The organism is Streptomyces sp. WAC 04229, assembly GCF_003947455.1.
Lineage (GTDB): Bacteria > Actinomycetota > Actinomycetes > Streptomycetales > Streptomycetaceae > Streptomyces.
This window is the reverse complement of record NZ_QHJH01000137.1, coordinates 1-17,881: the sequence shown is the minus strand read 5'-3', so window position 1 is coordinate 17,881 and position 17,881 is coordinate 1. Positions and strand designations below refer to the sequence as shown.

Sequence of the window (17,881 nt, the reverse complement as noted above, 5' to 3'; positions counted from 1 at the left end):
CTCCCCGACCACCACCGCCAACGCCGCACGAGCCAAGGAGCACACCCCGTGAACGTCACGCACCCCAGGCCCCGCACCGCCCGGACCGCCGCCCTGGCGGCGGCACTGGCCGCCGTGCTGCTCGCGGGCACCGCCTGCAGCTCCAAGGCGGACGGCGGGAGCACCGACGACGCCGCGGACGGCGTCAAGGCCGGTCCCGGAGTCAGCGAGAAGACCATCAAGCTGGGGGCGCTCACCGACCTCACCGGCCCCTACGCCACCCTCGGCAAGAGCATCGTGCAGGCCCAGCAGATGTGGGCCGACGAGACCAACGCCGCGGGCGGCATCTGCGGCAGACAGGTCGAGATCGTCGTCAAGGACCACGGCTACGACGTGCAGAAGGCGGTCACCGCCTACGCCGACATCGCCCCGGACGTCGTCGCCCTGCCCCAGGTCATCGGCTCCCCGGTGGTCGCGGCCCTGCTGGACGACATCGAGCGGGACCACATGCTGACCTTCCCGCAGGCCTGGGCCGCCTCCCTGCTGGGCCGGGACTCCGTCCAGGTCCTCGGCACCACCTACGACCTCGACATGATCGCCGCCGTCGACTTCCTGACCCGCACCAGGAAGCTCGCCAAGGGCGACACCATCGGCCACGTGTACTTCGAGGGCGACTACGGCACCAACGCCCTGGAGGGCTCCGAGTGGGCCGCCGAGGAGGCGGGGATGAAGGTGGTCGGGCAGAAGATCAAGGCCACGGACACCGATCTGTCCGCGCAGGTCTCGGCGTTGAGCAAGGCCGGCGCGAAGGCGGTGCTGATCAGCGCGGGACCCGCGCAGACCGCCTCGCTGGCCGGCGTGGCGGCCGCCCGCGGCCTGAAGGTGCCGATCGTCAGCAGTGCCCCCGGCTACGCCCCGCAGCTGATGAAGACACCCGCGGCGGCGGCCCTGGCGGCCATGGTCCACGTGGTCAGCGCGGCACCGGCGGTCAGCTCCGACCTGCCGGGCGTGAAGAAGATGGTCGCCGACTACGGAAAGAAGTACCCCGGGGAACCGGTGGACTCCGGGGTGCTCTCCGGCTACAACGCTGCCAAACTCATGGGCAGCGACCTGAAGAAGGCATGTGAGGGAGGCAGCCTCGCCCGCGCGGACGTCGTCAAGGCGCACCGCTCGCAGAAGAACGCCGACACCGGTCTCGGCACCCCGCAGGACTTCACCCTCGTGACCGCGCCCGCCAGCCGGGAGACGTATGTCCTGAAGCCCGACGCGAAGGCGGTCGGCGCAGTGGTCGGCGTGGAGGAGGCCCACAAGGCCCCCGGTGCGGACGCGTACCTGGCCGCCCGCGGCTGACGGGACGGATGGCCGTCAACTCCGCTGCACGGCAGAGGGTTTGGCGGCCATTTGTTCAGCCCCCTGGTTTGGCTGACCACCCGGCCCCCAGGATGTACTCTCTGTCATGCCAGTCCAGTTGGCGCCCGTACGGAGCTGGGGGAACGATGCAAGCCGACAAGCGGTTGTCCACGGAGATCGACTCCAACGTGCCCACGGCCGCACGGATGTACGACTACTACCTGGGCGGCAAGGACAACTACGCGGCCGACCGCGCCGCGGTCGCCGAGCTCGACAAGGTCGTCCCCAGCACCCGCCGCCTCGCGCTGAACAACCGGCGCTTCCTCCAGCGGGTCGTCCGGACCCTCGCCCAGGACTACGGCATCCGCCAGTTCCTCGACCACGGATCCGGCCTGCCCACCCAGGACAACGTGCACCAGGTCGCCCAGCGCGTCGCCCCGGACTCCCGCGTCGTCTACGTCGACAACGACCCGATGGTGCTGGTCCACGGCCGCGCGCTGCTCGACCAGAACGACCGGACCGCCGTCATCCACGCCGACATGCGGTCGACGGACGAGATCTTCTCCCACCCGGAGACCCGGCGCCTGATCGACTTCTCGCAGCCGGTCGCCGTCCTGTTCAACTCGGTGTTCCACTGCATCCCGGACAGCGACACCGACGGCCCTCTGGCGGTCGTCCGCCGGGTGACCGAGCGGCTCGCCCCCGGCAGCTACGCCGTGATGTGCCAGCTGGTCAGCGAGGACGCCGAGGTGCGGAAGTTCGTCACGGAGTTCATGGACCAGGCGACGCAGGGGCATTGGGGCCGGGTGCGCGAGCCGAAGGACGTCGAGGCGTTCTTCGAGGGCATGGACATCCTGGAGCCGGGCCTGGTGGAGGTCTCCACCTGGCGTCCGGACACCGAGGTGGCGCCGCGTCAGCTCAGCGAAGAGTGGATCGAGTTCGGCGGCCTGGGCCGCCTGCGCTGATCCACCCGAGAGACACGGAGGAGGGGCCCCGCAGCTCGTGTGCGGGGCCCCTCCTCCGTGCCTGCCGTCCTGGCTCGTGGCGCTACTTCGCCGCGTAGCGCTCCGCCATCGTCCGGCGCAGCAGGTCCAGGGTCTCGCGCGGGGTCAGCGCCTCGTCGGCGAGCCGGTCCAGGGCGACCCGGTACTCCTCGGTCTCGTCCCGGTCCTCCAGGAAGTTGGCGCTCCTGATGTGCTCCAGGTAGACGACGTCGGGCAGGTCGGCGCCGCCGAAGCGCAGATAGGTGACGGGTATCGCGGGCGCCGACGCGTTGGTCACGTCCAGCGGCACGACCTGGAGCGTCACATGGGGCCGCTGGGCCATGTCGACGAGGTGCGCGAGCTGCTCGCGCATGACCTCGCGGCTGCCCAGTACGCGCAGCAGCACCGACTCGTCGATGATCGCCCACAGCTGTGGCGCGTCCTTGCGCTCCAGCAGCTCCGCACGGCGCATGCGCAGCTCGACGCGGCGGCCGACCTCTCCGGCGGGCGCGTTCGGCAGACCGCGCTCGACCACGGCCCGGGTGTAGGCCGCGGTCTGGAGCAGGCCGGGGACGTACTGGATCTCGAACGTACGGATGGTGGCCGCGGCCTCCTGGAGACCGACCAGACGGTCGAACCACTCGGGCATCAGCCGCTTGTCGTACCGCTGCCACCAGCCCGGTTCACCGGCGCGCTGCAACAGCTTGAGCAGGACCGAGGCCTCGTAGGGATCGGTGCCGTACTTCTCCAGCAGGGCGCGGACGTCGGTCTCCGTCGGAGGCCTGCGGCCCTTGCCGGACTCGATGCGCGAGAGCTTCGCCGGGCTGAATCCGAGGGCGCGGGCCGCTTGGTCCTGGGAGAGGCCGGCGTCCTCGCGGAAGCCCGCCAGCTGAACGCCGACGAGCATCTTCAGCAGCGTAGGAGCCGGCTCGGCCCGGTCCAGATACGGTTCGAGACGGGAGATGCGATGCGACGCGGCGGACATCCTGACTCCCAGCAGACCGGCAGACTTGAGGGAAAGACTATCTCATCCCACCGGTTCCGGACGCATCCACCCGCAGAAAAAGGGTAGTTGGGCTCCGCTTCCCGTCGCTGCCCCGCCTCACAGCAGGTGGTCGAACTCGCCCTCCTTCGCCCCGGCCAGGAAGGCGGCCACCTCGGCGGAGGTGTAGACAAGTGCGGGGCCGTCCGGATCGCGGGAGTTGCGCATCGCGATGCCCCCGTCCACGAGGGCCACTTCGACGCAGTTGCCCTCCGCGTTGCTGTGCCGGCTCTTCTTCCAGCAGGCGTCCAACAGACTGGCCTGCACTCCGTTGCGCACTGGTGGCACCGCGGTCTCCTTGCCGTTCGGGGGAGCGGACCGAGTGGTTCCGGTCCCGTGTGTTCCCATCCGATTTTTTTCGCGCAATTTCTCGTGCAATTGCACGCGATCGCTCTCAGCGTGGATAATAGCCGTGGCGTCAACCCCTCGGTGGACGCCTGATTCTGATGTCGCATCAGGGAGATGCAGTGCCGTCACCTGCGCATCCAAGGCTCCGGTCGCCCGGCGAACGCGCCGAGCGCCCGTTCGCCACCCCGTACGCCAAGTGCCCCGCCCCGGGCGGTGATCGGCCGGCCTCCGCGGTGCTGCGCGTCGCGTGCAGCGGGGAGGGCTTCGCCCGGGCCCGGGTGTTCACCCGGGACACGCTGCGCGGGTGGTCCGTCGGCCACTGCGGTGACGACGCGGTCCTGGTGATCACCGAACTCGTCTCCAACGCCGTGGCGCACGCCGTGCCCTCGGCGGCGGCGGGCTGCGCGCCCGAGGTCCGGCTGGGACTCGCCCTGGACCCCGGACACCTCACGCTGACCGTCTCCGACCCCGGGGACGACGCGCCCGTGTTCCAGCCGTTCGACGACTCCGTACTCCGGGAGCACGGACGCGGCCTGTACATCGTCGACGCGCTCGCGGAGGAGTGGGGCTGGACCCCGAGACCTCCGGCGGGCAAGACGGTCTGGGCCAAGTTGCCGACCCGCCCCCTCACCTGACCCCGACTGCCGCGGAAGGGCCCCCCACCATGCGCAGCGCTCCGACACCCGAGCCGAGCACCCGGCGCACCGACCGACAGCCGCACGGCGCGCACCGCACCGCCGCCCTTCTCGCCGGGCTCGACGGCGTGCCCTGGGGAGAGATCCAGGACTCCAGCGGCTCGGCCGCCGCCATTCCACGGTTGCTGCGCAAGGTCGCCTGGGGCGATGCCGAGACCGCCCGAGCGGCTCTCAAGGAGCTGCGGAAACGCATCTGTCAGTACGGCTTCGTCGTGGAGCAGGCCACCGCGGCGACCGTGCCCTTCCTCTGGGAGCTCGCACAGCGGCCCCAGGTGAGCTGCCGGGCGCAGATCATCCAGCTGCTCAAGAACATCGCGGACGCCCGGCAGTGGGAGACCACCGCCACCGCCTACCCCAAACTGCTCAACCACCGTGAGAACCCGGTGGCGTGGGAGCGCGCGGCACGGCAGGCGGTCCGCGCCCGGCGGGACGGGCTGGAGCGGCTGCTGGCCGACGACGACAGCGAGATCACGCGCGCGACGACCGAACTCGCCCGCACCCTCGGAGACTGAGACCCGCGCCCTCCACGGGGGAGAAGGCGCGGGTCTCCCCTCCAGGACGCGGGATCCGAGGCACGGGATCCGAGGCACGGGATCCGCACGCGGGATCCAAGGCGCGGGAGCCGAGCCACGGGATCCGGGACGCGGTATCCAAGGCGCGGGACGGTGTGGCGTACTCCTTGCCGACGGGGTAGGAAAGCGCGCGGAGTAAGCGCTTGCCCCACTCGGTCACCTGGAGGACCACGCCGATGGCGTCGCCACCCGCAAAGCCGCTCGATCACCGCTACCGGGGCGAACACCCGATACGCACGCTCGTCTACCTGCTCAGTGCCGACCGCCGCCCACTGGCCGGGGCGGTCGTCGTGTTCACCGTCAAGCACAGCCCCATCTGGCTGCTGCCCCTCATCACCGCGACCATCATCGACACCGTCGTCCAGCACGGTCCGGTCGGCGACCTGTGGACCAGCACCGGGGTCATCATGTTCATCCTGCTGGTCAACTACCCGCTGCACCTGCTGTACGTGCGCCTCCTGTACGGCAGCGTCCGCCGCATGGGCACCGGTCTGCGCTCCGCGCTGTGCACGCGGATGCAGCAGCTCTCCATCGGCTACCACTCCCGGGTCAGCGCGGGCGTCCTGCAGGCCAAGGTCGTCCGGGACGTGGAGACGGTGGAGCAGATGGTGCAGCAGACCGCCGAGACCGGGCTCGGCGCGCTCACCGTGCTCACCGGCGGCCTGGTCATCATCGCGGTGCGCACCCCGGAGTTCCTGCCCGTCTTCCTCGTCGTCGTACCCGCCGCCTCCCTCCTGGTCGCCCGGCTCCGGGCCCGGCTGCGCACGCACAACGAGCGCTTCCGCCACGAGGTCGAGACCCTGTCCTCCCGGGTCACGGAGATGACCCGGCTCATCCCGGTCACCCGCGCCCACGGTCTGGAGGGCAAGGCGCTGCGCCGCATGGACGGCACCCTGGACCGTCTGCTGACCTCCGGCCTGCGCCTGGACCTGGTCAACGGCCGCTTCGGCTCGCTCTCCTGGGTCGTGCTCAACGTGGTCGGCGTCCTGGTGCTCGCGGGTGCCGCGCTGATCTCCTACCACGACGTCTGGGGAGTGACCGCCGGCGACGTCGTGATGCTCAGCGCCTTCCTGACCACCCTCACCAACTCCACGACCACACTGGCGTCACTCGCCCCGGTCGTCACCAAGGGCCTGGAGTCCGTCCGTTCGGTCGGCGAGGTGCTCCAGGCTCCCGAACTGGAGGACAACGAGGGCAAGGACGAGGTGACCGGGCTGCGCGGCGCCGTCACCTTCGAGGGGGTCGCGCACTTCTACGAGGGCGACGGCCGGCCCGCGGTGGAGGACTTCACGCTCGCGGTCGAACCGGGCGAGACGGTCGCCCTGGTGGGCGCGTCCGGCGCCGGCAAGTCCACCGTGCTCAACCTGGTCATCGGCTTCCTGCGGCCCACCTCGGGCCGGCTGCTGCTCGACGGCACCGACATGAGCACCCTCGACCTGCGCACGTACCGGCGGTTCGTGTCGGTGGTGCCGCAGGAGTCCATCCTGTTCGACGGCACGATCCGGGACAACGTCGCCTACGGCATGGACGACGCCGACGAGGAGGCGGTGCGGACGGCCCTGCGCGACGCCAACGCCCTGGAGTTCGTCGACCGGCTGCCCCGGGGCCTGGACACCCTGGTCGGTGAACACGGGGCGCGGCTGTCCGGCGGGCAGCGCCAGCGGCTCGCCATCGCCCGGGCCCTGATCCGGGACCCCCGGGTGCTGATCCTCGACGAGGCCACCTCCGCGCTGGACACGCGCTCGGAGGCGCTGGTGCAGCAGGCGCTGGCCCGGCTGCTGCGCGGGCGCACCACGTTCGTCGTGGCGCACCGGCTGTCCACCGTGCGGGGCGCGGACCGGATCGTGGTGATGGGCGAGGGGCGCATCCAGGAGGCCGGCACGCACGAGGAACTGCTGGCCAGGGGAGGGGCGTACACGGCACTGCACGGCGGCCAGGTCGCCTGACCAGTGACTGTCTTCCCTCAACTCGCCGAACACTTCAGGGTCGCGGCCGGACAGCCGACGACAGAATCTCGTCAATTGCGAGCAGCGGCACCCTTGATGTGATTGTTTCGACCGGGTTCGGGCATACGGAGCGAAAATCGAGAGAGGGGCGCTTCGTGCTCGAACCCGACCCGAAGGTCGTCAGGGAATTGCTGACGCGGTACGCGTCGCTGCGGATCGCTCAGGCGGAGAGGGAGAGCCCGGCGACGGCACGGGAGCTGGCGGACGTCAGCTACACGCTGTGCGTGATGATGGCGACGACCGGAGTCCACGACGCGGTGGCGAAGGCGGACGCACTGCTGCTCGCCAAGGAACGGACGGCAGCGGAGGTCCCCACGGTGGACCCCGACGAGGAGCGCGGCCTGTCGCTGGCCGTCTGACCCGCCGCACCCGGGGCCCGCGCCCGGACCGGACCGGAGGCACCGTCCCGGCCCGTGGCGCGGGCCCTTACGGGCGCCCGGCACCGTTGGTCGGCCGCCCGTGGAAAGCCGCGCGATAGGCGTACGGGGTGGTGCCGACCACCCGGCGGAACCGCTCCCGGAAGGCCGTCGGCGAACCGAACCCCGCCTGCCGGGCGATCCGTTCCACCGAGTGGTCGCCGTTCTCCAGCAGGTACTGGGCCCGCCGCACCCGCGCCCGCAGCAGCCACTGCAGCGGAGTGGTCCCCGTCTGCTCGCGGAACCGGCGGCTGAAGGTGCGCTCGCTCATGCCCGAGCGCGCCGCCATCGCGGCGAGGGTGACCTCGCCGGCCAGGTTGTCCTCGATCCATTCCAGCAGCGGCTCCAGGTCGGAGCCGCGCGGCACGGGCGGATGCTCGTGGACGATGAACTGGGCCTGGCCGCCCTCCCGTTCCAGCGGTACGACACACATCCGGGCGGCGTGCGCGGCGACCGCCGAGCCCAGATCCCGGCGGATCATGTGCAGGCACATGTCCAGCCCGGCCGCGGCCCCGGCCGACGTGAGGATCTGCCCGTTGTCGACGTAGAGGACGTCCGGCCGCACGTCGACGCGGGGGTGACGCCGGGCCAGTTCCGCCGCGGCGATCCAGTGGGTGGTGGCGCGCAGCCCGTCCAGCAGCCCTGCCTCCGCGAGCACGAAGGCGCCCACGCACACGGACGCGATCCGCGTACCGGCGGCCGCGGCCCGCCGCAGCGCCGACAGGACGCGCTCGGAGGGCGGGCCGGATTCCTCGGAGCGACCCGGCACGATGATCGTGTCCGCGCTCTCCAGCGCCTCCAGGCCGCGTTCGATCCGCAGCGTCATCCCCTCGGTGCGCACCTCCGGCGACTCCGCGCACAGGATCACCCGGTACGGACTGCGCCCGTCGGGCAGCCGCGTCCAGTCGAACGTCTGCATGGGTGCCGCCATGTCGAACGGCACCACGTCGTCGAGGACCAGGATCGCCACCGTGTGCATGGCCGCCACCCTAGGCTGATTCCCGCCGCACGCAGAACCCCGTGTCGGCCCCCGTCCGTCCGCTCGCGGTGCCGGAAACGGCCTGTTGGAGGCGTTGGCGGGAATCCGTTGGAACCTGTCGTTTCAGCCTCTGTGCGATCAACCGCCCGCTTCCTAGCGTGGCCTTCCAGTACCGCATCGACCGATCCCGCCCCCGGAGCCCCGACCGATGACCAAGATCCTGCTGTCCCTCCACGTCCTGGCCGCCATCGTCGCCGTCGGGCCCGTCACCGTCGCGGCCAGCATGTACCCGGCCGCCGTCCGGAAGGTGCCGGTGGCCCTGCCCGCGGGGGCGGGGGAGGCGGCCGGACCCGGTGACGTGAGCACCGTCCGGCTGCTGCACCGCATCTGCCGGGTCTACGCCGGACTCGGCATCGCGGTGCCGGTCCTCGGCCTCGCCACCGCGGCCGCCATGGGAGTCCTCGGCGACGCGTGGCTCATCGCCTCCATCACCCTCACCGCGGCGGCCGCCGGCCTCCTGATCGCCTTCGTGCTGCCCCGCCAGGAGGAACTGCTCGAGGAACTGGCCGACCGGCGGCCCGTGGAGCACGCCCGCACGGCGCGGCTCGCCATGGTCACCGGCCTGTTCAACCTGCTGTGGGCCACCGTGACGGTCCTCATGATCGTCCGGCCCGGTTCGACGACCGGCGCCTGAGCCGCTGCCACCTCCTGGGTGGAATGCGCACCCCCGGGTGGAGGGGCGCCTAGAATGCTCAGTCGCGCCCCCGTACGGGGGCGGACGACACGAAAGGCACGTTGACGGGTGTTCCAGGATTCCCCCATCTACGACCGACTTGTCGCCGAACGCGGTGACGTTCCCGAGCAGGTGCGACGGGATGCCGAGCGCGTGAGCAGGGAGCTGGAGGTGGTCATGCGCCCGCTGCACGCGCCCGGTCACCTGCCCGGCACCGGGCGGCAGCCGTCCCCGGGCGCCGGCTGGCAGCGCACCGCCCTGCTGCCCGGCCCGCGCCCGCACTGACGGGCGGCGCCGCGGCGGCACCGCCCGAACCTCACCCCGCGGCCGTCGTACCCGGGCCGTCCGCGTCCGCCGCGTCCTCCGCGCCCGGCCGAGCCAGCCACTCGGCGATGGTGCGGGCGATCGGCTGGCCCGTGTCCACCTCCACGAAGCCGAACTGCCCCGACTGGTTGCACTCCAGGAACCACCAGGTGCCGTCGCCGTCCTCGGCGAAGTCGAGGGCCCCGTAGGCGAGTCCCGCCGCGCGGAGATAGGCGCGGACCGTCTCGGCCACCCGCGGCTCCACCTCCACCGGCCGCCACGGCTCGCCGGACTCCGCGAAGCGGACGTCCACCTCGTCGGTGTCCGGTTCCGCCAGGGCGCTCTTCCGGGCCGCCAGCAACTCGTCGCCGACGACGGTCAGCCGGATGTCCGCACGCTTGGCGATTCGGCGCTGCAGCAGCGTCGGACCGTGCGCCACGGCGGCGAAGTCGGCCTCGGGCGGAACCCGGCTGGTCGGCACCGCCAGGGGAGGATCCTGGGGGTGCGCGCCCGAGACGGGCTTGACCACCAGATCCGGATACCGCTCGGCGAATTCGCGCGCCGCCCGCGGAAAGGTCGTGATCAGCGTGGCCGGCACGGGCAGCCCGCACGTCTGGGCCAGACGCAGCTGCCAGGGCTTGTAGCGCGCCCGGTGCGCCGCGTCCGGCTGGTTCATCCAGCGCGCCCCGCTGCCGCGGAGCATGCCGTACAGCGCCTGACCCGCCTCCTCGGTCAGCCACGCGGACGGCTGGGCGGCCCGGGTGGCCGCACCGCCCGGCCTGCGCACCCAGACGGACCGCAGCCCGCCGATGCTCACCAGGCGGCCGCCCGAGGACAGATGGCCCCGGAAGGCACCGTGCACGAACTCGCCGGAGAGCGCGACGGAATCGGGCAGATCCGCGGGGTCCAGGCGGACCACCGGTACTCCCGACGCGTTCAGGTGCACCACCACCATGTCGGCGGTGACGTCCTCTTCACTGGTCAGGATCAACACGGTCATTCTCTGCGGTCCGTGTTCAGTCGTCGAAGTGGGTCTTCGACCCCGCGGTGGAGGTCGTGGTCCCCAGCTCCCTCAGCAGTGCGTGGTCGCAGGCGGCGACCCGCCCGTCCAACAGCACGTTCAACTGCAGCCCGGAGTCGTAGACGTACGGAGTGGTGGCTTCCAACTCCACTGCCGGCCGTGCGTAGTTGAGCGCGAACGGTTGCATCGTCTCTCCCTAGTCGGTGCTGTGCCGATCAGTTGACGACCCCATCGCGCCGTCTCCTGGTCCGCCGACTTCCTTCGGCTTCCAGAGACTTATACGAATCGAACGGGTGATTGGTTTCCTTACGCTGCGTAGTCACCGGGCGGGCCGGTGGCCTGTCGCCGGTCCGTGCCGTCCCGCCGGCCGCCGAGAGAGCCGCGTGCGGAACGCAGTGCGAGGAGCAGTACGCCGATGTCGTCCAGGTAGACCGGGTCGGGCACCAGGTCCGTGGGGAGCACCAGATAGAGGACGGCGCCCCAGAAGACCCAGCGCGGGCCCGTGGGGAGCCCGGCTCGCCTGAGGTCCCGTCGGGTGCGGACCAGCCGCACCAGGACGGCCACCGCCGCCGCGAGGACCAACGCGGCGAGCAGCGCCGCCATCAAGATCACCACTGTCGTCGTGTCCACCGGTCCCCTCCTTCGGGCTGCGCGGGACGCACCCTCACTGTCCCGGATGCCCGTTCGGGACGACGGCAAGACCGGTGTGTGACGTCTCTCATCCCTGTGGCCCACCCGGAGTGGCAGCGCGCGACGGACGTGCCTAGTAATGGGCAGCACAGCGCGAGTCGCATGTCGGGGACGCAGGGCGGCCGCACCCCCAGTACACGGAGGGACCATGACCACCGGCTCTTCATCACCCCGTTCGCCCGAATACGCCATATCCGCCCTGGACCTGCCCACCGGGGAGACGACGACGGGCACGGGCACGACGCGGCCACCAGGCGGGGCTCCCGGCACCCGGAACTCCCCCGTCCGGGAAGCGGACGCCCGGTACGCGGACATCTGGGAGTCCGACCTCGACGACCCGCGCGCCGACGGCACCGACCGCCCTGAGCCCGACTTCCCCGACTCCGACTTCCGCGACTCCGACCTGCTCGACGATGACCTGCTCGACGACGACCTGCTCGACGACGACCTGCTCGACCCCGACCACCCCGGGCCCGGACGCCACGAGTCCGGCCCCCGAGAGGCCGACCGCCTCGAACGTGCCGCCGACGGCACGCAGGAGCGCTCCTACGGCGACCCCGTCGGCGACCTCGTGCGCGCCGCCGTGGCCGACCGCCCGCTGGAGGAGGTCGTCGACCTGATCACCACGCTGGAGCGGTCCCCGCAGTACGCGCAGGCCACCGTCGACGCGCTCCGCGCCGTCGGCGTCAACCGGTCGGTGGAGGACGTGACCCGGCTGGTCGGCCTGCTCACCCGGCCGCCCCGCCACCCGGACAGCGCCGACGAGGCGATCCGGGCCGCCGCCGAATGCCGCTCGGTGGAGGACGTGACCCGGCTGATGGCACTGCTGCACCGCACACCCCTGGAGCCGCACTGCGGCCGGGAGGCCGTACGGGCCGCCGCCACCGGCCGGCCCGTCGAGGAACTCGTCGACCTGATCGGCCGGCTCGCCGAGGACGGACACGAACGCCCGGAGCGGCCCGACGCACGGCAGTTGCGGGCGGCCCAGGACGCGGACGACGAGGAGGACGGCCGCGAGAGCCACGGGCGGGCGCCCGCCGACCGTCCGGCACGGCGGTCCCGCGTCTTCGGCGCGGCGGACCGCCGCGGCCGAGAGCGCCGCAGGTCACCGCGCCCGGCCCGCCGGGGCCCCGACCGCGGGTCCGAAGGCCGCGCCCACCGCGACGACCGCGACGCCCGCCGGTCCGCCCGCGGCCCGGCCTGGCCCGCCTGGCTCACGGTCGCCGTCCTGGCCGGCTGCGGCGTGGCCTTCTTCCCCCTCCACCGCGCCGACGCCTCGGCCCCCGTCTACGGCGTCGCCCTCGGCCTGTCGGCGCTCTGCCTGGTACTGGCCCTGCTGCTGACCGTGCGGCCGGCCGTGGCGCTGCTCGCCGCGGCGGTCGTGGGACCGGCGGCGCTCGCCGCGGCCAAGCTCTACGGCAGCGTGACCCCGTCGTCCCAGGTCTCCCGCGCCGCGGAGCTGACGCTGGCCCCCACCTGGGTCGCGGTGGCGGTCGCCGTGACGGCCGCGCTCGTCGCGCTCACCGCCCTGTGCGTGCGGGTGGCCTCCCAGGACACCGCCCGACGGCACCGCCCGCCCCGCCGGATCACCGCGGCGCGCGCCGCGGACTGACCCCGTCCACCTCGTGGTCCGTGCCGGGAGCTCCCGGCACGGACCGTGCGTGCGCCGTCCTCACACCCCCAGCATGCCCGCCGGATGCTCGTGTTCGAGGAGGGCCGTGAGTACCCGGTCCGGTGTGAGGGGGAGTTCGCGGATGCGGATGCCGGTGGCGTGGTGGACGGCGTTGCCGACGGCCGCGGCCGTGCCGACGATGCCGATCTCGCCGATCCCCTTGCTGCCCATGGGGTTGAGGTGGTCGTCGGCCTCGTCGACCCAGTACGCCTCCGGGGCCACGACGTCCGCGTGCGCGGGTACGTGGTACGAGGCCAGGTCGGACTGGGTGAAGTCGCCGAACGCCGGGTCCATCGTGCTGTCCTCGGTCAGCGCCATGCCCAGGCCCATCGTCATGCCCCCGATGAACTGGGAGCGGGCCGTGCGGGCGTTGAGGATGCGCCCCGCGGCGAAGACGCCCAGCAGCCGCGTCACCCGGACCTCGCCGGACACCGTGTCGACGGCGACCTCGGCGAAGTGCGCACCGAAGGCGTGCCGGGCGTACGCACTCTCGGCGTCGACCGTGCCCGAGGTGTCGGCCTCGGCCACCAGGCCCTCCTCGGGCAGCGGCTCCGAACGCCCGGCCAGCAGACCGGTCAGCCGGACGCACGCCGCGTGCACCGCCGAACCCCAGGACGCGGTGCCCGAGGAACCGCCGGCCACCGAGCCGAAGCCGATGCCGCTGTCGGCGATCTCCATCCGGACCGCGTCCAGCGGGGCGCCGAGGGCGTCGGCCGCGATCTGTGCGAGTACCGTCCGGGCGCCCGTGCCGATGTCGGTGGCGTTGACCCGGACCAGGAAGCCGCCTCCGGGCAGCGCCCGCGCCGACGCCACTCCGGGTCCCACCAGGACGGGATAGGTGGCCGAGGCCACCCCACTGCCGATGAGCAGGGGACCGGCCGCGCGGGAACGCGGGCGCGGATCGCGCCCCTCCCAGCCGAAGCGGCGGGCACCGTCGCGCAGACACTCCACCAGATGCCTGCTGCTGAAGGGCTTCCCGCTCTCGGGCTCGGTCTCCGGTTCGTTGCGGATCCTCAGCTCCACCGGGTCGACGCCGAGTTCGACGGCCAGCTCGTCCATGGCCGACTCGAGGGCGTACATGCCGGGACACTCGCCGGGAGCGCGCATCCACGACGGCGTCGGCACGTCCAGCGGCGCCACCCGGTGGAGCGTGCGCATCGCCGGAGCGGCGTACATCACGCGCGCGGGGACCGCCGCCTGCTCCACGAACTCCTTCACCCGCGAGGTGTACGTGGTCACCTCGTGCGTCAGGGAGGTGAGCCGGCCGTCGGCGTCGGCACCGATCCGCAGCCTGTGCAGGGTCGGCGCGCGGTGCCCGACGACCGCGGGCAGGTAACGGCGCGGCAGCGCGACGGTCACCGCGCGGCCGGTCTCCCGCGCCGCCATCGCGGCGAGCACCACGTCGGGCCGCGGCGTGCCCTTCGACCCGAAGCCGCCGCCCACGTGCTCCGAGCGCACCGTGATCCGGTCCTCCGGCATGTCGAACATGCGGGCGAGTTCCGCGCGGACGGCCGAGGTGCCCTGACTGGAGGAGTGCACCGTCAGCCGGTCGCCGTCCCACCGCGCCGTACTGGCGTGCGGTTCCATCGGGTGGTTGTGCAGCGGCGGCACCCGGTATCCGACGTCGAGCCGGGTCGCCGAGGACGTGAAGGCACCGTCCGGGTCGCCCAGCTCGGTGACGGCCGGGTATCCGCCGTTGGCCGTCTCGGGGACGTAGGCCTCCGGGTGCGAGGCGGTGAGCGTCACGTCGTGGTCCTCCGCCTCGTACGTGACGCGGACGGCGGCGGCACCCGCACGGGCCGCCTCCAGCGTCTCGGCCACCACCAGGCCCACGAACCAGCCCCGGTGCGGCACCCGCGGGCTCTGGAGCACGGCCAGCACGGGGTCGTCGGGGTCCCCGAGGCGGGGCGCGTTCTCGTGGGTGAGCACCGCGAGCACGCCGGGCAGCGCGAGCGCGGCGGCGGTGTCGACGGCGGTCACCCTGCCCCGGGCGACCGTCGCCGGTACGGGCCAGGCCTGGGCGTGGTCGGGGGCGTCGTACTCGGCGGCGTACCGGGCGGTGCCGGTGACCTTCTCCCGCCCCTCCCGGCGCTCGGCGGGAGCGCCCAGGACGGTCTCGGTGGCGGTCATGGGGTTCTCCTCGGGGACGCCGGGTTCAGGTCGTGGCCGGCGGGGCGAGCCGGCCCAGTACGTCGAGGGCGAGGCGGCGGGCCAGGGGCACCTTGTAGGCGTTGTCCCGCAGCGGTTCGGCGGCGGCCAGTTCCAGGTCGACGGCGTGCTCGAAGGCCGCGGTCGTGGGCGCGGCGCCGGCCAGCGCGTCCTCGGCCCGCCGCGCGCGCCAGGGCCGGTGGGCCAGCGCCCCGAAGGCGATCCCGGCCCGCACCACCACCCCGTCGTCGATGTGCAGCACGGCGGCGACGGAGGCCAGCGCGAAGGCGTACGACGCCCGGTCGCGGGCCTTGCGGTACGCCGAGGGCAGACCGGCCGTGGCGGCGGGCAGGACCACGCCGGTGATCAGCTCGCCGGGGCGGATCTCCGTGTCCCGCTCCGGGTGCATGCCCGGCAGCCGGTGGAAGTCGGCGGCGGGCACGCCACGGGTGCCCTCGGCGCCGGTCAGCTCCACGCGCGCGTCGAGGGCCGCCAGCGCCACAGCCATGTCCGACGGGTTGGTGGCGATGCACTGGTCGGAGTGGCCCAGCACCGCGTGGTCGCGGTGCACCCCTTCCAGGGCGCCGCACCCGGTGCCTGGCTCCCGCTTGTTGCAGGGCTTGGAGAGGTCCTGGAAGTACGGGCAGCGGGTGCGCTGGAGCAGGTTGCCGGCCGTGGTGGCGGCGTTGCGCAACTGCCCCGAGGCGCCCGCCAGCAGCGCCTGGGACAGCGCGGGGTAGCGGTCGCGGACCACGGGGTGGGCGGCGAGGTCGCTGTTGCGGACCGTCGCGCCGACCCGCAGCGCCCCGTCGGGCAGCTCCTCCACCGTGTCCAGCGGCAGCCGGGTGACGTCGACGAGGGCGGCCGGCGTCTCCACACCGAGCTTCATGAGGTCCACGAGGTTGGTGCCGCCGCCGAGGTAGCGGGCGCCGGGGTGGGCCGCGAACGCTTCGGTGGCCTCGTCGACGCTGTCGGCGCGTACGTACGCGAAGGGCTTCACGGGATCACGTCCTCGACCGCGTCGGCGATCCGCGGATACGCGCCGCAGCGGCACAGGTTGCCGCTCATCCGCTCCCGGATCTCCTCCCGGCCCAGGGCGACGGGCTCCCCGGAGGGCGTCGCCGGGTCGGTGACGTGGGACGGGTGGCCGGCCGCGGCCTCGGCGAGCACGCCGACCGCCGAGCAGATCTGGCCCGGGGTGCAGTACCCGCACTGGTAGGCGTCGCGGTCCAGGAAGGCCCGCTGCATCGGGTGCAGCTCCTCGCCGTCCCCCGCGAGGCCCTCGACGGTGGTGATCTCGCAGCCGTCCAGGGCGACCGCGAGGAGCAGGCAGCCGTTCATGCGCCGGCCGTCCACCAGGACCGTGCAGGCGCCGCACTGCCCGTGGTCGCAGCCCTTCTTGGCGCCCGCGAGCCCCAGATCCTCCCGCAGGAGGTCCAGCAGGACACGGCGGTGGTCGACGACGACGGTGTGCGGTTTTCCGTTGACCCGGAGCGTGGTCTGCGAGCGGGCGGACTCCGGGGGGCGGGAGGCGGGGTCGCTCTCGTGCTGGCTGTCCATGGCGTCGGTGACCTCTCGGGACGGGCCCTGCTGCTGTGGCCGTCCGCGTATCCACCTGACGCCGGATGACACGTGAGGGTGCCCTCAGTCGGTGGTCCCGCCCGGTGGACGGGACGTCTCCCGGCTCTCCGTCCCGGGCGGTGTGTCCGGCGGCGTCCTGGGCCGCGACTGCTGCCGCGGCGGACGGGAGGCGCCCCTGAAGCGCTCCAGCGTGCGGGTGAGTCCCCGCAGCGGGGACGCCGGGGAGGTCTCGGCGGGCGGCGGCGCGGCCGGTACCGCCCCGGCCGATTCCCGGTACCCGGCCAGCGCCTCGGCCGCGCGCTCGGCCGCCTCCCGGTACAGGTCCCGGGACTGCGTCATGGCCTCCAGCGCCTCGGCGTACATGGCCACCAGCCTGCGCTCGCGCTCCAGCTCCTCCTGGAGGGTCAGCAGCCGCCACTCCTCCCGCAGCGAGGCGAGGTCCGCCACCGCGTCGTCGGGCAGCGGCCGGTCCAGGGCGTCGAAGGACGTCACCGCCTTGATCAGCCCGGTCGGCTCGGAGCCGTCCAGGAAGACCGTGCGGACGGAGAACGCGTCGGTGTCGTAGTCGGCCGGGGCCGGCGTGCCGGGCAGCACCACGGCGCCGCCGCGCGGCACCTGGACGCCGAAGTTCTCCAGCGCCCAGTTCACGACCCGCAGCTGCTGCGGCGCGGCGCGGTGCTCGACCACCCGGTGCCGCAGACCGGGGGGCAGCCGCCGGGCCAGCGGCACCCGGCCGCGGTGGTCGGTGGTCATCGCCTCGTGCACCACGACGTGGATGTTCCAGGGGCTGCGCCCGGCCTCCTTGATCAGCCGGCGTACGGCCTTGTCGTCGTCCGGCAGCGCGTTGATGCCCCGCAGCCGCAGTCCCGTGGCGGCGTCCCGGTCCCAGGTGACGTCCGGGTCGTCGGGCCAGAACATGGCGGCGGGGGAGGGCCACTCGAGATCCCATGCCTCCTCCGCCTCGGCCAGCAGCGTCCACTCCTGACCGCCCGCCGTGCCGGGCTCCAGGATCAGTCTGGCCCGGACGGTCACGGCCTCGGGAACCTTCCAGCGGGCCTCGAAGACGCGGCGGCCGGGGAGCCCGTCGGCCGGCGTCTCGTCGGGGGGCTCCAGGAAGTCGTCGAGGACGAGGTCCTTCTTCAGCCGCTCCAGCGTGTGCCGGACGGTGTCCTCGGCCGCGGAGCCGACGTGGCGGCCGCGGGCGGCCCACAGCGTGGGCGGAGTCGTGGGGCGGGCGCTGGGAGAGGGTGGCATGGGTCCATCGGGCAGCAGGGACACGGACGTAGGCAAGTATCGACGCCGCAGGTCGGCGGAGAGCACCGGGGGGTCCGCCGGCTGGGCGGGCCGCGGCGTGGTGCGGGAT

At 73.0% G+C, this 17,881-nt stretch carries 19 protein-coding genes; 9 read left to right on the top strand and 10 right to left on the bottom strand.

Features of this window, described 5'->3' with window-relative positions; all coding sequences use genetic code 11:
• Positions 1–48: 48 nt before the first annotated feature.
• Positions 49–1,329, top strand: a complete 1,281-nt coding sequence (locus DMH12_RS27855) for an ABC transporter substrate-binding protein (RefSeq protein WP_125494208.1) — start codon at positions 49–51, stop codon at positions 1,327–1,329.
• Positions 1,330–1,475: 146 nt separating this feature from the next.
• Entirely contained in the window at positions 1,476–2,294 is an 819-nt protein-coding gene (locus DMH12_RS27850; RefSeq protein ID WP_125494207.1) for an SAM-dependent methyltransferase, read from the top strand.
• Positions 2,295–2,376: 82 nt separating this feature from the next.
• Here the strand turns inward: DMH12_RS27850 and DMH12_RS27845 are convergent, their stop codons facing one another.
• Together DMH12_RS27845 and DMH12_RS27840 are read right to left on the bottom strand one after the other, a co-directional pair.
• Positions 2,377–3,297, bottom strand: coding sequence for a helix-turn-helix transcriptional regulator (locus DMH12_RS27845; RefSeq protein WP_125494206.1), 921 nt, complete (start codon positions 3,295–3,297; stop codon positions 2,377–2,379).
• A 117-nt stretch (positions 3,298–3,414) separates the two neighbouring features.
• On the bottom strand, positions 3,415–3,642 hold the full coding sequence (locus tag DMH12_RS27840) for a DUF397 domain-containing protein (RefSeq protein WP_114531800.1): 228 nt from the start codon (positions 3,640–3,642) through the stop codon (positions 3,415–3,417).
• Positions 3,643–3,821: 179 nt separating this feature from the next.
• On the opposite strand from DMH12_RS27840, the gene DMH12_RS27835 reads away from it, so the two are divergent.
• From DMH12_RS27835 to DMH12_RS27820, 4 genes are all read left to right on the top strand, one after another.
• A complete protein-coding gene (locus DMH12_RS27835; protein WP_125494205.1) occupies positions 3,822–4,337 on the top strand; it encodes an ATP-binding protein in 516 nt (171 codons plus the stop codon).
• 29 nt (positions 4,338–4,366) lie between these two features.
• Positions 4,367–4,909: a hypothetical protein gene (locus DMH12_RS27830; protein ID WP_185832586.1), complete on the top strand. Its 543-nt coding sequence runs from the start codon at positions 4,367–4,369 to the stop codon at positions 4,907–4,909.
• 236 nt (positions 4,910–5,145) lie between these two features.
• A complete protein-coding gene (locus DMH12_RS27825; protein ID WP_125494204.1) occupies positions 5,146–6,915 on the top strand; it encodes an ABC transporter ATP-binding protein in 1,770 nt (589 codons plus the stop codon).
• A 155-nt stretch (positions 6,916–7,070) separates the two neighbouring features.
• The gene (locus DMH12_RS27820; RefSeq protein ID WP_185832585.1) at positions 7,071–7,334 is read left to right on the top strand and encodes a DUF5133 domain-containing protein; all 264 of its coding nucleotides are present in this window, start codon (positions 7,071–7,073) and stop codon (positions 7,332–7,334) included.
• 67 nt (positions 7,335–7,401) lie between these two features.
• Here the strand turns inward: DMH12_RS27820 and DMH12_RS27815 are convergent, their stop codons facing one another.
• Positions 7,402–8,370: a GlxA family transcriptional regulator gene (locus DMH12_RS27815; RefSeq protein ID WP_125494202.1), complete on the bottom strand. Its 969-nt coding sequence runs from the start codon at positions 8,368–8,370 to the stop codon at positions 7,402–7,404.
• A gap of 208 nt (positions 8,371–8,578) precedes the next feature.
• Here DMH12_RS27815 and DMH12_RS27810 point away from each other — a divergent pair, with 208 nt between their 5' ends.
• Both DMH12_RS27810 and DMH12_RS27805 read left to right on the top strand, forming a co-directional pair.
• Positions 8,579–9,064, top strand: a complete 486-nt coding sequence (locus DMH12_RS27810; RefSeq protein WP_125494201.1) for a hypothetical protein — start codon at positions 8,579–8,581, stop codon at positions 9,062–9,064.
• A gap of 108 nt (positions 9,065–9,172) precedes the next feature.
• Positions 9,173–9,388 (top strand): hypothetical protein, encoded by a 216-nt coding sequence (locus DMH12_RS27805; protein ID WP_125494200.1) that lies wholly within the window; start codon positions 9,173–9,175, stop codon positions 9,386–9,388.
• A 31-nt stretch (positions 9,389–9,419) separates the two neighbouring features.
• Here DMH12_RS27805 and tgmB read toward each other — a convergent pair whose 3' ends face one another.
• The 3 genes from tgmB to DMH12_RS27790 all read right to left on the bottom strand — a co-directional run bounded on the left by tgmB (position 9,420) and on the right by DMH12_RS27790 (position 11,057).
• Positions 9,420–10,406 carry an ATP-grasp ribosomal peptide maturase gene (gene tgmB, locus DMH12_RS27800; RefSeq protein WP_125494199.1) on the bottom strand — a complete coding sequence of 329 codons (987 nt, stop codon included), beginning with the start codon at positions 10,404–10,406 and terminating at the stop codon, positions 9,420–9,422.
• A gap of 16 nt (positions 10,407–10,422) precedes the next feature.
• Positions 10,423–10,614, bottom strand: coding sequence for a putative ATP-grasp-modified RiPP (gene tgmA, locus DMH12_RS27795; protein WP_003978169.1), 192 nt, complete (start codon positions 10,612–10,614; stop codon positions 10,423–10,425).
• A 119-nt stretch (positions 10,615–10,733) separates the two neighbouring features.
• Positions 10,734–11,057, bottom strand: a complete 324-nt coding sequence (locus DMH12_RS27790) for a YkvA family protein (RefSeq protein ID WP_185832584.1) — start codon at positions 11,055–11,057, stop codon at positions 10,734–10,736.
• A 208-nt stretch (positions 11,058–11,265) separates the two neighbouring features.
• Here DMH12_RS27790 and DMH12_RS27785 point away from each other — a divergent pair, with 208 nt between their 5' ends.
• Positions 11,266–12,729: a hypothetical protein gene (locus DMH12_RS27785; protein WP_125494198.1), complete on the top strand. Its 1,464-nt coding sequence runs from the start codon at positions 11,266–11,268 to the stop codon at positions 12,727–12,729.
• Positions 12,730–12,789: 60 nt separating this feature from the next.
• Here the strand turns inward: DMH12_RS27785 and DMH12_RS27780 are convergent, their stop codons facing one another.
• The 4 genes from DMH12_RS27780 to DMH12_RS27765 form a co-directional block, all read right to left on the bottom strand.
• The gene (locus DMH12_RS27780; protein ID WP_125494197.1) at positions 12,790–14,919 is read right to left on the bottom strand and encodes a xanthine dehydrogenase family protein molybdopterin-binding subunit; all 2,130 of its coding nucleotides are present in this window, start codon (positions 14,917–14,919) and stop codon (positions 12,790–12,792) included.
• A 25-nt stretch (positions 14,920–14,944) separates the two neighbouring features.
• Positions 14,945–15,937 (bottom strand): xanthine dehydrogenase family protein subunit M, encoded by a 993-nt coding sequence (locus DMH12_RS27775; RefSeq protein WP_125494196.1) that lies wholly within the window; start codon positions 15,935–15,937, stop codon positions 14,945–14,947.
• Positions 15,934–16,497 carry a 2Fe-2S iron-sulfur cluster-binding protein gene (locus DMH12_RS27770; protein ID WP_185832583.1) on the bottom strand — a complete coding sequence of 188 codons (564 nt, stop codon included), beginning with the start codon at positions 16,495–16,497 and terminating at the stop codon, positions 15,934–15,936. The genes DMH12_RS27775 and DMH12_RS27770 overlap by 4 nt, the downstream gene beginning before the upstream one ends.
• 84 nt (positions 16,498–16,581) lie before the next feature.
• Positions 16,582–17,772, bottom strand: coding sequence for a hypothetical protein (locus DMH12_RS27765; protein ID WP_125494194.1), 1,191 nt, complete (start codon positions 17,770–17,772; stop codon positions 16,582–16,584).
• Positions 17,773–17,881 lie beyond the last annotated feature (109 nt).